Origin of the sequence: Streptomyces sp. NPDC006259 (assembly GCF_042870975.1) — a bacterium.
Lineage (GTDB): Bacteria > Actinomycetota > Actinomycetes > Streptomycetales > Streptomycetaceae > Streptomyces.
Window position 1 is genome coordinate 404,572 of sequence record NZ_JBIAHY010000006.1, and the last position, 14,556, is coordinate 419,127.

Consider the following 14,556-nt stretch of genomic DNA (forward strand, 5'->3'; position numbering starts at 1 on the left):
GCGGCGAGGCCTACGCGCGCGGGGCGCCCCCGGTCGCGCTCCAGTGGTACAGCGTCATGGCCACACTGGTCGCGAGGTTGTAGCTGGAGACCTGGGGGCGCATCGGCAGGGCCAGCAGATGGTCGGCCCGCGCGCGCAGCGCCCCGGACAGGCCGCTGCGCTCCGACCCGAAGGCGAGGACGGCGTCGTCCGGAAGCTTCACGCCCCGGATGTCCTCGCCCTCCGGATCGAGCGCGAACACCGGCCCGGCCGGCAGCTCCTCGGCGGTCAGCCGCTCCACGGCCGTCGCGAAGTGGAGTCCCGCCCCGCCCCGCACCACGGTCGGGTGCCAGGGGTCGAGCGTGCCGGTGGTGACCACTCCGGTCGCGCCGAAACCGGCGGCCAGCCGGATCACGGCCCCCGCATTGCCCAGGTTGCGCGGATCGTCCAGGACCACCACGGGCGCGCTGCGGGGAGTGCGGGCCAGTGCCCGCAGATTGGCCTCCCGGGAGGGCCGTACGGCCAGCGCGGCCACGGCGGTGGGATGCGGCCGCGGCACCAGCGAGGTGTACGCCGCCTCCGGCACCTCCGTCAGGAGTTCCTCCAGCGCCGCCCGGACGTCGGGGGCGAGGTCGTCGGCGAGGGCGAGCGCCGCCCGCCGGTCCACGGCGACCGCCGCCGGAATGTCCGCCCCGAAGCGCACGGCGTGCTTCACGGCGTGGAAGCCGTCGAGCAGCACACAGCCGTCGGCGAGCCGGCGCCACAGGCCGAGCGGATCGGGATCGGTCATGCCGTGAAGCCTACGCGGCCGGCCTCGGCGTCCTCGGGCTCGCGCGCCTCCCGCTGCTCCGGTACGGCGGCGCCGCGCCGCGGCAGCAGGGCCTCCCACAAGCGCGTGGCCCAGCCGCCCAGCCGCCGCAGGAAAGGCGTCGGCAGGAACACCGCGTCCGTCGCGATCATCGCGAGGGAGAAGAACGGCAGCCCCAGGATCACGGCGATCGCCGCGTGCTCGGCGATCATCGCGACGAGCAGCACGTTCTTCACCCGCCGGTTGAAGAGGGTGAACGGGAAGGCGACCTGCACGATGACCGTCCCGTAGGTCACGAGCATCACCATGACGCCGCTGGCGGACAGCAGGTCGCCGAGCGCCGGCCAGGGGGAGAAGTAGTCCAGGTGCAGCGGGTAGTAGACGGCGGTGCCGTCCTGCCAGCGCGATCCCTGGATCTTGTACCAGCCGGCCGTCGCGTAGATCAGACAGGCCTCGGCCATGATCACCAACAGGGCGCCGTTGTGCACGACGTTGGTGACCACGTCCAGCAGGATCCGGGGTTCCGCGGCCGCCGGAAGGCGCCCGACGGCCCACCGCACGCCCAGCGCGGCCCACACCGCCCACAGGATCACCGGCACGGTCCAGTCGCCGTCGAGCCGGCCGCCCGCGGTCGCCGCGACCAGCGCCACGCCGAACGCGCTCCACAGGGCGGGCCCCACGCGATCGGTGACCCGCTCCCCGCGCGCGTGTGCCTCGGCCGCGCGCCGCTCCCGTCGCGCGTCCAGCGACCACACCCGGCCGCACCGCAGGAAGACCAGGTAGATCGACATCAGGTGCAGGACGTTGTCGCCGCCGTCGCCCACGAAGACACTGCGGTTCTGCAGCGAGAGCACGCCCACCATGAACAGCACCGACATGGTCCGGGTACGCCAGCCCAGCAGCAGCAGCAGGCTCGACAGGACCGACAGCGCGTACACGGCCTCGAACCAGGCCCGGCCGTCCGACCAGATCAGGGCCGTGAAGGCGCCGTTGTCGTCGATCAGCTGCCGGGCCAGCTCCCAGCTCCACGGGCCGTCGGGTCCGTACAGCTCCGCGCGGTGGGGAAGCTCGCGCAGCAGGAACAGCAGCCAGGTCAGGCTGAATCCGATGCGGACCACGGCGCTCTGGTACGGCCCCAGCGCCGACTCGGTGACGCGCGCGATGACGGTGGACATCGTCACGGAGAACCGGTTCACCGCGCGCCTCCCTCGGTCTCACCGGCGGGCAGCGGCCACCAGGGCAGCACGCGGTAGACCGGGCGGGACGTGTTCTTGTCGGTGCTCCACGGGGGCGCCGGCACGTTGGTGGTGCGGGAGCGGACCTGGACGCGCTCGATGGCGCCGCCGCGTCCGGCCGCCTCGCCCCGCTCCAGCCGCAGCAACACGATGTTGCGCAGGTAGGTTTCGGAGAGGCTGCCGCGCGAGTTCGTCGAGCGGTTGTCGGAGTCGTGCGAGCCCACGTAGAAGTCCCAGGCACGGCGCAGTTGGTTCTGCTGGGTGTGGCTCGGCACCAGGTTGCCGTCGATGCCGCGGCCGTCCTGGGCCGACAGGTCGAACCAGCCGGTGGTGCGCGCCGTGCCGTCGGCCGTGCGGACGTCGGCGCGGACCTGGACGGCGATGTTCTGCTGGAGCGGGTTCGGCGCGAAGAGTTTCCAGTTCTGCTCGAACTCCGGATAGACGTATTCGTCGATCGCCTCGCCGTGTGTCTTGGTGACCGTGTTGGACGGCGCGACGTGCAGGAAGACCATGCCGACGTGGACACAGACGGCGACCGCGACGACGGCGAGCGCCAGGGCGGCGACGACCTGGTGGCGCGGCGAGAGAGCGGCCACACCGCCGCGCGGGCCGGGTCCGGCCGGAGGGCCTACCGGGTCCACGGCCGGGTCCACGGCCTGGTCCACGGCCTGGGCGCCGTCGGTCCGGACGCCGGGCGGCCCGTCCGCCGCCCGTGGGTCCCCTGCCGGCACCTCCGGCCCTCGTGGCGCCTCGGCCTCCCGCGGGGGACCGGCGCCTGCGTCGTACGCGTTCATTCCGCCCCGTTCCCCGATTCCGGTCCGTCTTCCGCCTGCTCGGCCGCGCGAGGGCGACCCGTACGTACGCGTCGCCGCGTCTCGCCGACCCGCTCTCGCGCACCCCGCGCGAAACACCGGGCGGGACGGCTTTCGCACGGCCGTCGCACAGTCGTCGCACGGAACGGTACTCAGCCCCGCATGCGCCGCGCAGCCCTCCCCCCGGCGGACCCGGCCGAGGAGGCAGCGAGGCCGCGCCGTCGACAGGCCGCCCGAGCGGGCCGCCCGAGCGGGCCGCCCGAGTTTTCCACAGGGATGCCCGGAGGTTGTCCACAGTGGTTGACACCTTACGACGGCCGTCTCACCATGGAATCGCACGGACCGAACGATCGGTCGGGAGATGGCTCGGAGAGAGCCCGAGGTCGAGGGGGACCGCATGGCGACAGCAGCCGCGCACCGGACGGCCCGCACACAGCGGTACGGCGGCGGGGAGGCCGCCGAGGACCAGGAGGCCCTTCAGCGCGCCTTCGACGCCGCGGTGGCCGCCGACGAACGCATCGAACCCCGCGACTGGATGCCCGACGCCTACCGCGCGACGCTGGTCCGCCAGATCGCCCAGCACGCCCACTCCGAGATCATCGGCATGCAGCCCGAAGCCAACTGGATCACGCGCGCGCCCTCCCTGCGCCGCAAGGCCATCCTCATGGCGAAGGTCCAGGACGAGGCGGGCCACGGCCTGTACCTCTACAGCGCGGCCGAAACGCTCGGCACCGGCCGCGAGGAGCTGCTGGACAAGCTGCACACCGGCCGCCAGAAGTACTCCTCGATCTTCAACTACCCCACCCTCACCTGGGCCGACGTCGGCGCGATCGGCTGGTTGGTGGACGGCGCCGCGATCACCAACCAGGTCCCCCTGTGCCGCTGCTCCTACGGCCCGTACGCGCGGGCGATGGTCCGCGTCTGCAAGGAGGAGTCCTTCCACCAGCGCCAGGGATACGAACTGCTGCTGGCCCTCAGCCGCGGCACCCCGGAGCAGCACGCGATGGCCCAGGACGCGGTGGACCGCTGGTGGTGGCCCTCGCTGATGATGTTCGGCCCGCCCGACGACGAGTCCGCGCACTCCGCGCAGTCGATGGCCTGGAAGATCAAGCGGCACTCCAATGACGAACTGCGCCAGCGCTTCGTCGACATCTGCGTCCCGCAGGCGGAGTCCCTGGGCCTCACGCTCCCCGACCCGGATCTGAAGTGGAACGAGGAGCGGGGCCACCACGACTTCGGCCCGATCGACTGGACGGAGTTCAAGGAGGTCCTCAGGGGCGACGGTCCGTGCAACGAGCAGCGGATCACCCAGCGCACCCGCGCGCACGAGGAGGGCGCCTGGGTGCGGGAGGCCGCAGCGGCCCACGCGGCCCGGCACAGCCGTGCGAACCACGCGAACCGCGGGAGCGACGAGACCCCCGCGGTCCAGGAGGCCGCCGAGAGCCCCGACAGCCCTGAGACAGGAGCGAAGCAGGCATGACGAACACCGACTGGCCCCTGTGGGAGGTCTTCGTGCGCTCCCGCCGCGGTCTCTCCCACACCCACGCGGGCAGCCTGCACGCGCCGGACGCCGAGTTCGCCCTGCGCAACGCCCGTGACCTGTACACCCGGCGGGGCGAGGGCGTCTCGATCTGGGTCGTGCCGTCCACCGCGATCACCGCCTCCTCGCCGGACGAGAAGGACGCGTTCTTCGATCCGGCCGCCGACAAGCCCTACCGCCATCCCACGTTCTACGAGATCCCGGAGGGGGTGAAGCACCTGTGACCACGACCGCGCACACCAACACCGCCGCCCTCGCCCTCGGCGACGACGCCCTGGTGCTCTCCCACCGCCTGGGAGAGTGGATGGGCCACGCGCCCGTGCTCGAGGAGGAGGTCGCCCTCGCCAACATCGCCCTCGACCTCCTCGGCCAGGCCCGCATCCTGCTGTCGATGGCCGGCGACGAGGACGAACTGGCCTACCTCCGCGAGGAACGCGCCTTCCGCAACCTCCAGCTGGTGGAACAGCCCAACGGCGACTTCGCCCACACGATCGCCCGCCAGCTCTACTTCTCCACCTACCAGCACCTGCTGTACGACCGACTGGCCGCCGGCGACGGGCCGTTCGCGGGACTCGCGGCCAAGGCCGTCAAGGAGGTCGCCTACCACCGCGACCACGCCGAGCAGTGGACGCTGCGCCTCGGCGACGGCACGGAGGTCAGCCACGACCGGATGCGCCGGGCCTGCGACGCCCTGTGGCGGTTCACCGGTGAGATGTTCCAGCCGGTGGAAGGCGTCGACGCCGACCTGGCCGGACTGGAGACGGTCTGGCTGGAATCGGTCGGGGCCGTGCTGCGCCGGGCCGGACTCGAGCTGCCCGAAGGGCCTCGGACGGGCGCGTGGCGCGCGGGCGCGGGGCGCCAGGGCCTGCACACCGAGTCCTTCGGCCGGATGCTCGCCGAGATGCAGCATCTGCACCGCAGCCACCCGGGGGCGTCATGGTGACTCCCACCGCGCTGGAGGCGGAACTGCTCGCGGTCGCCGGTTCCGTGCCCGACCCCGAGCTGCCGGTGCTGACCCTCCAGGAGCTGGGGGTCCTGCGCGCGGTGCATGCGCGCGACACGGACGCCGTCGAGGTCGAGCTGACCCCCACCTACACCGGCTGCCCGGCCGTGGAGGCGATGTCCACGGACATCGAGCGGGCCCTGCGCGACCACGGCGTCCGCGAGGTCACCGTGCGCACGGTGCTCACTCCCGCGTGGTCGACGGACGACATCTCCGCCGAAGGCCGCCGCAAGCTGCGGGAGTTCGGCATAGCGCCGCCGCGCGCCGGGCACCCGGCCGGACCGGTCGGCGTCACCCTGGGGCCGACCCGCGCCGCCGGGCAGCACCCGGTCCACTGCCCGCACTGCGGCTCGGCCGACACCGAACTGCTCAGCCGCTTCTCCTCCACCGCCTGCAAGGCGCTGCGACGCTGCCTGGCCTGCCGGGAACCCTTCGACCACTTCAAGGAGTTGTGATGGCCCGCTTCCACCCGCTCCCCGTGGCCGCGGTGGACCGGATCACCGACGACTCCGTGGCGCTGACCTTCACGGTCCCCGCCGCCCTGCGCGAGGAGTACCGGCACGCCCCCGGCCAGCATCTCGCCCTGCGGCGCAGGGCCGACGGGACCGAGGTCCGGCGGACGTACTCGATCTGCTCACCCGCGCCCGAGCCCGGCGGCGAGGGCCCGCACACCCTGCGGGTGGGGGTACGGCTGGTCGAGGGCGGCGCCTTCTCCACGTACGCGCTCAAGGAGATCAACATCGGGGACGAGCTGGAGGTGATGACACCGGCGGGCCGGTTCACCCTGGATCCCGCACCCGGTCTGTACGCGGCGATCGTGGGCGGCAGCGGCATCACCCCGGTGCTCTCGATCGTCTCCACCTTGCTCGCGCGCGAACCCGCGGCCCGGTTCTGCCTGATCCGCAGCGACCGTACGGCCGCGTCGACGATGTTCCTGGAGGAGGTCGCCGACCTCAAGGACCGGTATCCGCAGCGGCTGCACCTGGTCACCGTGCTCTCCCGCGAGGAACAGCAGGCCGGGCTTCCGTCCGGGCGGCTGGACCGGGAGCGGCTGACCGCGCTGCTGCCGGCGCTGCTGCCCGTGGCCGACGTGGCGGGCTGGTTCCTGTGCGGGCCGTTCGGGCTGGTGCAGGGCGCCGAGCAGGCCCTGCGGGAGATCGGCGTCGCCCGCGCCCGCGTCCACGAGGAGATCTTCCACGTGGTCGTCGCAGCTCCCACGTCCACCACCCCCGCCCCGGCGCACAGCACGGTCACCGCCCGGCTCGACGGCCGGGGCGGCAGCTGGCCCGTGGCGGCAGGCGAGTCGGTCCTGGAGACGGTGCTGCGCAACCGGCCCGACGCGCCCTACGCCTGCAAGGGCGGAGTGTGCGGGACCTGCCGGGCCTTCCTGGTCTCCGGCCAGGTGCGCATGGACCGCAACTTCGCACTGGAGCCGGAGGAGACGGAGGCCGGCTATGTGCTGGCGTGCCAGTCCCATCCGCTGACGGAGACCGTGGAGGTGGACTTCGACCGGTGAGCCGGGGAAGGGCACGACGCCCGGCCGCCTCCGTTCCCTTCTGCCCGAACCTGCTCTATCTTGACGGACCGTCAGATCCGCTGACCGTCGGGAGGACAGGCCGTGGACTTCACCTTCACCGAGGAGCAGCAGGCGGCGGCCGAGGCCGCGCGAGGCGTCTTCGCCGACGTCGCGCCCGACGGCGTACCCAGCCCCGCCCTCACCAGGGGCGCCGTCGCCGACGACTTCGACCGGGTGCTGTGGAACAGGCTCGCGGGAGCGGACCTGCTGAGCCTGCTGCTCGACGAGGAGTACGGCGGGGGCGGCCTCGACGCCGTCGCCCTGTGCCTGGTGCTGCGGGAGTCGGCGAAGGTACTGGCGCGCGTCCCGCTCCTGGAGAGCAGCGCGGCCGCGGCCGCCGTCCAGGCGTACGGAGGACCCGAGGCCAAGTCGGAGCTGCTCGCACGGGCCGGCCGGGGCGAGACCGTCCTGACCGTCGCCGCGCACGGCCGCACCGGCCACGACGCCGCGGAACTCTCCGTGACCGCCCGGCAGGACGGCCCGGAGTGGGTGCTGGACGGGGTCCAGACGGCGGTGCCCTGGGCGTACGACGCCGACCTCGTCCTCGTGCCCGCGCACACCGCGGACGACCGGAGCGTCCTGGCACTGGTCCCCCGCGGCAACACGGGAGCCTCCCTGGCCGAGCAGATCTCCACCACCGGCGAGCGCCTGGGCGAACTGCGCCTCGAGTCGGCGCGCGTCCCCGGCCGGCACGTCATCACCGCCGACGGCGCCTGGGAGTGGCTGCGCTGCCTGCTGGCCACCGGAACCTGCGCCCTGGCGCTCGGCCTCGGCGAACGCGTCCTGCGCATGACCAGCGACTACGCCGGGCAGCGCGAGCAGTTCGGACACCCGATCGCCACCTTCCAGGCGGTCGCCGTGCAGGCCGCCGACCGGTACATCGACCTGCGCGCGATGGAGGCCACCCTGTGGCAGGCCGCCTGGCGGCTCGACACCGGCACCCAGGGCGCCCTGCCCGCCTCCGGCGACATCGCCGTGGCCAAGATCTGGGCCTCGGAGGGCGTACGGCGGGTGGTGCAGACCGCGCAGCACCTGCACGGCGGCTTCGGCGCCGACGTCGACTACCCGCTGCACCGCTATCACGCGTGGGCCAAACACCTGGAGCTGTCCCTGGGCCCCGCGGCGGCGCACGAGGAAGCCCTCGGCGACCTGCTGGCCGCCCACGCGCTCGGCTGAAGCCGGCTCCCACGGCCCTCCGCGGGCCGCACGGGCCTGCGGGCCGGGCCGGAAGGCCCGGCGTACACGGCCGCGGGCCCACGCGTCAGCAGACCTACAGGACGAAGCCGGGCTGTCCGTCGTCGGTGACCACCGGGCGGCCCACGGCCGACCAGTACTGCATGCCGCCGTCGACGTTCACCGCGTCGATGCCCTGTTGGGCGAGGTACATGGTGACCTGGGCGGAACGGGCGCCGGAGCGGCAGATCACATGGACCCGCCCATCCTGCGGCGCCGCCTCGGTCAGCTCGCCGTAGCGGGCGACGAAGTCGCTGATGGGGATGTGCAGCGCCCCTTCGGCATGGCCCGCCTCCCACTCGTCGTCCTCGCGGACGTCCAGCAGGAAGTCGCCGTCCTTGAGGTCCTCGACCCCGACCGTGGGCACACCAGCTCCGAAACTCATACCCCCGACGCTACCGGACGCCCCGCACCCGACGACGCTCCCGCCGCGGGCCCGGCAGCCAGACCTGTCGCGTGACGACCGACCCGAAGCGACCCGCCCAGACCTTGTCGTCCGCGTCGTCCGCACTTCGCCGGGCCCGCGAGGCCCGGCACCGCACCTCACCGCACGGCCGTCGGCCGAGGGCCCCGCCCCGACCCGCTGCTCCGCGTTTCGACGCACGGCGGCCGCCCCCTCGCCCTGACAGACCACGACCGATCCCGACGGACGCCCGACGGAAGCCCGACAGGACCTGACCCACCCTGGCCCGCCCCTGACCCTGGTCCGGCCTGGTCCGGCCCGCTCCGGCCCGCTCCGGCCCGCTCCGGCCCGCTCCGGCCCGCTCCGGCCCGCTCCGGCCCGCTCCGGCCGAAGACCCTAGCCCGCCAGCTCCGCCAGCTCGGCCTCCCGCTTCGCCACCTCGGCCAGGAGCTGGTCGGCGATCTCCTCAAGGAGCCGGTCGGGGTCGTCAGGCGCCATCCGGAGCATCGCGCCGATCGCGCCCTCCTCCAGCTCCCGCGCCACCAGCGCCAGCATCTCCTTGCGCTCGGCGAGCCACTCCAGGCGGGCGTACAGCTCCTCGCTGGGGCTCGGCCGACGCTCCGCCGGGACCGGGCCGGCCGCCCACTCCTCGGCCAACTCCCGCAGCAGGGCCTCGTCTCCCCGGGCGTAGGCGGCGTTGACCCTCGTGATGAACTCCTCGCGCCGCGCCCGCTCCGGATCCTCCTGCGCCAGGTCGGGATGGGCCTTGCGGGCCAGCTCCCGGTAGAGCTTGCGGGCCTCGTCGCTGGGCCGCACCCGCTGCGGGGGCCGCACCGACTGGTCCGTGAGCATCGCCTCGGCCTCGGGGAACAGCCCGTTGCCGTCCATCCAGCCGTGGAACAGCTCCTCGACCCCGGGCATCGGCATCACCCGGGCCCGCGCCTCGGCCGCCTTGCGCAGGTCCTCCGGATCACCGGTACGGGCGGCCGTGGCCTCGGCGATCTGCGCCTCCAGCTCATCGAGCCGGGCGTACATCGGACCGAGTTTCTGGTGGTGGAGCCGCGAGAAGTTCTCGACCTCGACGCGGAAGGTCTCCACCGCGATCTCGAACTCGATCAACGCCTGCTCAGCGGCCCGCACGGCCTGCTCAAGCCGCGCCTCGGGCCGCGGCTGCTCAGCTTCGGGGGTCGTCACCCGACCAGCGTAGGGCACCCCCGGCGCGGACCCCTCAGCCGTGGGCCCGCGGGCAGTCCGCCGCCACCCACTCCGCCTCCAGATCACGGCAGACCACGATGAGCGTGCCGGGGCGGCAGGCCAGTTCGTGGGTGCAGCCGCCGGGGTGCGGGAGGATCTCGTCGAGGATCACCTCACCGAGGTCGTCGAGGACACAGACGTCGAGAACGTCGGCCTGGAAGCGGGAGACGCCCGTGTAGCGGACGACCAGGTCCTCGTCGTGCTTCCAGCAGTTGTGCCCGAAGCGGATCACCAGTTCGTCCGACCCGGTCCGGCGGGCCTGCGTCGGCAGGAGGTCCTTCACACATCGCCTGCCCGAGAAGTCGTAGTGGCCCGGGTCGGTGGCGAACGCGCGCGCCCCCGAGGGCAGTTGCCCACCCAGTACCGCCAGCTTCTCCAGGTACGGCCCCGGATCGAGGACCCCGGTGAGGTCACCGACCCGGCCGTCCAGTTCGACGTACTTCACCGATCGCCCCTCATGCCGCGCTCACACCCCCGCCTCCGCCGCGATCCTCCCCGTCCGCACCGCCGTCACCAACTCCGTGTGGTCCGCCTCCGTCCGGTCGGCGTACGCCACGGCGAAGGCCGCCATCGCCTCGTCCAGCTCCTCGTTCTTGCCGCAGTAGCCGGCGATGAGCCGCGGGTCGGCGCTGTGCGAGTGGGCGCGGGCCAGCAGGGCGCCGGTCATACGGCCGTAGTCGTCGACCTGGTCGGCGGCGAGCGCGGCGGGGTCGACGCTGCCCTTGCGGTTGCGGAACTGGCGGACCTGGAAGGGCCGGCCCTCGACCGTGGTCCAGCCCAGCAGGATGTCGCTGACGACCTGCATACGCTTCTGGCCGAGGACGACGCGCCGCCCCTCGTGGTCGACGGCCGGCGTCTCGAAGCCGGCGGTCGCCAGATGCGGCACGAGCACCGAGCCCCGCGCCTCCTTCACCTGGAGCACCAGCGGCTCGCCCCGGTGGTCCAGCAGCAGGACGACGTAGGACCGCGTGCCCACGCTGCCCGTGCCGACGATGCGGAAGGCCACGTCGTGCACCGCGTGCCGGGCCAGCAGGGGCAGCCGGTCCTCCGGCAGTGTGGTCACGTACTGCTCGAGGGATCCGGCCACCGCGGCGGCCTCCGCGTCCGGGACGCGGCGCAGCACCGGCGCGGCGTCGACGAAGCGCCGGCCGCCCTCCGGAGTCGGTTCGGTCGACTTCGCGGCGAACCGCCCGCTCGTATTGGCCCGCGCCTTCTCCGAGACCCGCTCCAGCGTGCCCAGCAGGTCGTGGGCGTCGGTGTGCGAGACGAGTTCCTCGTCGGCGATGGCGTTCCACGCGTCCAGCACCGGGAGTCTGGCCAGCAGGCGCATGGTGCGGCGGTAGGCGCCGACCGCGCCGTGTGCCGCCTGGCGGCAGGTGTCCTCGTCGGCGCCGGCCTCCCGGCCCGCGAGCACCAGCGACGTGGCGAGCCGCTTGAGGTCCCACTCCCAGGGACCGTCGACCGTCTCGTCGAAGTCGTTGAGGTCGATGACCAGGCCGCCACGGGCGTCGCCGTACAGGCCGAAGTTGGCCGCGTGCGCGTCGCCGCAGATCTGCGCCGTGACGCGGGTCATCGGGGTACGGGCCAGGTCGTGGGCCATGAGACCCGCGGAGCCCCGCAGGAACGCGAACGGTGTGGCCGCCATCCGGCCGACCCGTATCGGCGTGAGTTCGGGCAGGCGGCCCCGGCCGGACTCCTCGACCGCGGTCACCGCGTCCGGGCGGGAGGCGGCCAGGTCGAGCGCGGCGTGTGCCGCACGCGGCACCCGGTGGCGCAGGGCCTTGCCCTCCTCCTTCGGCGACCCGGAGGCGGGCCACTCGGCGAATCCCCGCGTCCGGGGAAGCCGCGACCCCGCGCCCGCGCCCACGTCGGCAGCCGCGCCCACACCCACGTCAGTACCCACCTCGGTCACCACGACCGCCTCCCCCCGCACCCGAACGAACATCAACTCGTGCAGACCGTACCGCCGCTGGCCACATCCCGTCAGACCCTGTGGACAACCACCCACGGGCCACCCGACCACCGTCAACCGCGGCCCGCCACCCGGGTGGGGATGCCTTGTGCGTGGGGAGGACAGGGTGGTGCTCGGTGGACGGTGGTGGTCGGCAGCCGCGGGTGACGGGCCGCGGCCAGGCGGGGCGGTGGGCAGGGCGGGGCGCTGGTGGGCGGGCCGTGGCGGCGGGCCGCCTCCGCCGACAGCACGACGGGCCGCGGCCAGGCGGGGCGGTGGGCAGGGCGGGGCGCTGGTGGGCGGGCCGTGGCGGCGGGCCGCCTCCGCCGACAGCACGACGGGCCTCCGTTCGCGGGCGACGGGCCGCCTCAGCCGACGGGCCGCCGCAGGCCGCAGGTCATGGCGACAGGCTCCCTCAGCCGACGCACCGCAGGCCGCAAGCCGCAAGCCGCAGCCCGCAGGCCGCAAGCCCGCAAGCCCGCAAGCCCGCAAGCCATGGCGACAGGCCCCCTCAGCCGACGCGCGTCTCCAGCTCCATCCGCAGCCTCACCAACCCCACCACACCCCCGTGAGATAGCTCACGCGCGCGAGCGCTTCCGGACACGCGAAAGCCCCGCAGGTCCGAAGACCTACGGGGCTTTCAACTGTGCGCGAGGGGGGAGTTGAACCCCCACGCCCTTTCGGGCACTGGAACCTGAATCCAGCGCGTCTGCCTATTCCGCCACCCGCGCATTGGGTGTGTCTTCGGGCTGTTGACCTTGTGGTCCGGCGCCTTCCGACACGCAGAACATTAGCACGCGGGCCAGGGTGCGTTCACATCCCTTCTTCCGGGGCAGGGGTCACCGCGAGATGCCCGCGGCAACCTCCGCACGTCTCGGCGGCGACCGGTTCACGTATCAACCTCGTACCTATGGAGGCCGTCTCCCCAGTACGCGGGCCGGCTCCACAGCCAGGTGCGGGACACTGGTCCTCGGCCGCCTCTACGATCCTGGGCAGAAGGACGAGTGGAAGGACGGGCGGAGGGACGAGCGGAAGTACGAGCGCGAGCGCGTATCGGATGCACGTACCGCAAACACGTATCGGATGCACGTATCGGATGCGCGTGGAGAAGCCCGTACGGAACCGGGTAGGGAGGACGTCGTCGACACCTGTCGGCGGGGTCGACAGGGGGAACCAGCCGATTCACCGGCGCGTGGATACGATCAGTAAGCAGTACCAGGTAGGCAGTACCGGGTAAGCAGCAGGACACGGGACGCAAGTCACGACGGAGGAGGTGCCCCATGGGAGTCCTGAAGAAATTCGAGCAGCGTCTCGAGGGTCTGGTCAACGGCACCTTCGCCAAGGTGTTCAAGTCCGAGGTGCAGCCCGTCGAGATCGCCGGAGCGCTCCAGCGGGAGTGCGACAACAACGCCACCATCTGGAACCGCGACCGGACCGTCGTACCCAACGACTTCATCGTGGAGCTGAGCACGCCGGACCACGAGCGGCTCAGCCCCTACTCCGGCCAGCTCGGCGACGAACTGGCCGGCATGGTCCGCGACTACGCGAAGCAGCAGCGCTACACCTTCATGGGGCCCATCAAGGTCAACCTGGAGAAGGCGGACGATCTCGACACCGGTCTGTACCGGGTGCGAAGCCGGACCCTCGCCTCCTCCACCAGCGGCGCGCAGGCGCCCGAGCGGCCGCCGGCCGGCGGGCAGCGGCCCGGCGGTTACGGCTATCCGCCCGCGGCCGGCGGAGTGGCGGCCGCGCCCCCCATGCCCGCCGCACCCCCGCCCGGTGGGCCCGCCCGTCCCGGCGGGTACGGCTACCCGCCGGCGGCCGGCGGTCAGCGCCCCGCGGCGGGCGGCGGCCTCGCGGGCGCCCCGGCGCCGGGCTCCCGGACCCGCCACTGGATCGAGATCAACGGCACCCGCCACCAGATCTCCCGCGCGACGCTCGTGCTGGGCCGCAGCACCGAGGCCGACGTGCGGATCGACGACCCCGGCGTCTCGCGTCGGCACTGCGAGATCCGGACCGGAACGCCCTCGACGATCCAGGATCTCGGATCCACCAACGGCATCGTGGTGGACGGGCAGCACACCACCCGCGCTACGCTCCGCGACGGCTCGCGGATCGTCGTGGGCAGCACCACCATCATTTACCGGCAAGCCGAAGGGTGAAGCGGGGGCAATGTCAGAGCTGACCCTCACGGTCATGCGGCTAGGTTTCCTGGCCGTACTGTGGCTGTTCGTGATCGTGGCCGTGCAGGTCATCCGCAGCGACCTGTTCGGTACGCGTGTCACCCAGCGCGGTGCGCGCCGGGAAGCGGCCCGGCCACAGCAGGCCCAGCGCCAGGCGCCCCCGCAACAGCGCCAGCAACCCGCCGCGGGGGGCGGGCGCAGGGGGCGCAACGCGCCGACGAAGCTGGTCGTGTCCGAGGGCACCCTCACCGGCACGACCGTCGCGCTCCAGGGCCAGACCATCACCCTGGGCCGCGCGCACGACAGCACCATCGTGCTGGACGACGACTACGCATCCAGCCGCCATGCCAGGATCTACCCGGACCGCGACGGCCAGTGGATCGTCGAGGACCTGGGCTCCACCAACGGCACGTACCTCGACCGAACGCGGCTGACGACCCCCACGCCGATCGCGCTGGGCGCGCCGATCCGTATCGGCAAGACCGTCATCGAGCTTCGGAAGTAGTGCTACATCATGAGTGAGCGCGAGCGGAGCGAGCACGCCAGGCCGGCCGGCACCCCGGGCCCCGGCGCGCTCCC

Annotated in this window: 15 protein-coding genes and 1 tRNA gene; 8 read left to right on the forward strand and 8 right to left on the reverse strand. The window is 73.1% G+C overall.

The window, feature by feature from the left end; all coding sequences use genetic code 11:
- Positions 1-10: 10 nt before the first annotated feature.
- The 3 genes from ACFYO5_RS26335 to ACFYO5_RS26345 are packed head-to-tail and all read right to left on the reverse strand — an operon-like array spanning position 11 to position 2,816.
- Positions 11-769 (reverse strand): TrmH family RNA methyltransferase, encoded by a 759-nt coding sequence (locus ACFYO5_RS26335; RefSeq protein ID WP_388713096.1) that lies wholly within the window; start codon positions 767-769, stop codon positions 11-13.
- Positions 766-1,962, reverse strand: a complete 1,197-nt coding sequence (locus ACFYO5_RS26340; protein WP_388713687.1) for an HTTM domain-containing protein — start codon at positions 1,960-1,962, stop codon at positions 766-768. The genes ACFYO5_RS26335 and ACFYO5_RS26340 overlap by 4 nt, the downstream gene beginning before the upstream one ends.
- A gap of 17 nt (positions 1,963-1,979) precedes the next feature.
- Positions 1,980-2,816 (reverse strand): DUF5819 family protein, encoded by an 837-nt coding sequence (locus ACFYO5_RS26345; protein WP_388713099.1) that lies wholly within the window; start codon positions 2,814-2,816, stop codon positions 1,980-1,982.
- Positions 2,817-3,231: 415 nt separating this feature from the next.
- On the opposite strand from ACFYO5_RS26345, the gene paaA reads away from it, so the two are divergent.
- The 6 genes from paaA to ACFYO5_RS26375 all read left to right on the forward strand — a co-directional run bounded on the left by paaA (position 3,232) and on the right by ACFYO5_RS26375 (position 8,129).
- Complete coding sequence (paaA, locus tag ACFYO5_RS26350; RefSeq protein ID WP_388713102.1) at positions 3,232-4,314, forward strand: 1,2-phenylacetyl-CoA epoxidase subunit PaaA; 1,083 nt, start codon at positions 3,232-3,234, stop codon at positions 4,312-4,314.
- Positions 4,311-4,598, forward strand: a complete 288-nt coding sequence (gene paaB, locus ACFYO5_RS26355; RefSeq protein WP_356561039.1) for a 1,2-phenylacetyl-CoA epoxidase subunit PaaB — start codon at positions 4,311-4,313, stop codon at positions 4,596-4,598. Before paaA ends, paaB begins: the two co-directional genes overlap by 4 nt.
- Positions 4,595-5,317: a 1,2-phenylacetyl-CoA epoxidase subunit PaaC gene (paaC, locus tag ACFYO5_RS26360; RefSeq protein WP_388713105.1), complete on the forward strand. Its 723-nt coding sequence runs from the start codon at positions 4,595-4,597 to the stop codon at positions 5,315-5,317. The genes paaB and paaC overlap by 4 nt, the downstream gene beginning before the upstream one ends.
- A complete protein-coding gene (gene paaD / locus ACFYO5_RS26365) occupies positions 5,311-5,832 on the forward strand; it encodes a 1,2-phenylacetyl-CoA epoxidase subunit PaaD (RefSeq protein ID WP_388713108.1) in 522 nt (173 codons plus the stop codon). Before paaC ends, paaD begins: the two co-directional genes overlap by 7 nt.
- Positions 5,832-6,893, forward strand: coding sequence for a 2Fe-2S iron-sulfur cluster-binding protein (locus ACFYO5_RS26370; RefSeq protein WP_388713111.1), 1,062 nt, complete (start codon positions 5,832-5,834; stop codon positions 6,891-6,893). Before paaD ends, ACFYO5_RS26370 begins: the two co-directional genes overlap by 1 nt.
- Positions 6,894-6,995: 102 nt before the next feature.
- The gene (locus tag ACFYO5_RS26375) at positions 6,996-8,129 is read left to right on the forward strand and encodes an acyl-CoA dehydrogenase family protein (protein WP_388713114.1); all 1,134 of its coding nucleotides are present in this window, start codon (positions 6,996-6,998) and stop codon (positions 8,127-8,129) included.
- Between the two features lie 94 nt (positions 8,130-8,223).
- Here the strand turns inward: ACFYO5_RS26375 and ACFYO5_RS26380 are convergent, their stop codons facing one another.
- From ACFYO5_RS26380 to ACFYO5_RS26400, 5 genes are all read right to left on the reverse strand, one after another.
- Positions 8,224-8,553 carry a rhodanese-like domain-containing protein gene (locus ACFYO5_RS26380; protein WP_356561210.1) on the reverse strand — a complete coding sequence of 110 codons (330 nt, stop codon included), beginning with the start codon at positions 8,551-8,553 and terminating at the stop codon, positions 8,224-8,226.
- A gap of 432 nt (positions 8,554-8,985) precedes the next feature.
- Positions 8,986-9,783 carry a J domain-containing protein gene (locus ACFYO5_RS26385; protein WP_356561048.1) on the reverse strand — a complete coding sequence of 266 codons (798 nt, stop codon included), beginning with the start codon at positions 9,781-9,783 and terminating at the stop codon, positions 8,986-8,988.
- A gap of 34 nt (positions 9,784-9,817) precedes the next feature.
- Complete coding sequence (locus ACFYO5_RS26390; protein ID WP_388713117.1) at positions 9,818-10,288, reverse strand: hypothetical protein; 471 nt, start codon at positions 10,286-10,288, stop codon at positions 9,818-9,820.
- Positions 10,289-10,309: 21 nt separating this feature from the next.
- Positions 10,310-11,788, reverse strand: a complete 1,479-nt coding sequence (locus ACFYO5_RS26395; protein ID WP_388713119.1) for a DUF2252 domain-containing protein — start codon at positions 11,786-11,788, stop codon at positions 10,310-10,312.
- A 653-nt stretch (positions 11,789-12,441) separates the two neighbouring features.
- Positions 12,442-12,525, reverse strand: a tRNA-Leu gene (locus tag ACFYO5_RS26400).
- A gap of 549 nt (positions 12,526-13,074) precedes the next feature.
- On the opposite strand from ACFYO5_RS26400, the gene ACFYO5_RS26405 reads away from it, so the two are divergent.
- Positions 13,075-13,956: an FhaA domain-containing protein gene (locus ACFYO5_RS26405; RefSeq protein WP_388713122.1), complete on the forward strand. Its 882-nt coding sequence runs from the start codon at positions 13,075-13,077 to the stop codon at positions 13,954-13,956.
- 10 nt (positions 13,957-13,966) lie between these two features.
- Positions 13,967-14,482 carry an FHA domain-containing protein gene (locus ACFYO5_RS26410; RefSeq protein ID WP_356561056.1) on the forward strand — a complete coding sequence of 172 codons (516 nt, stop codon included), beginning with the start codon at positions 13,967-13,969 and terminating at the stop codon, positions 14,480-14,482.
- Positions 14,483-14,556 lie beyond the last annotated feature (74 nt).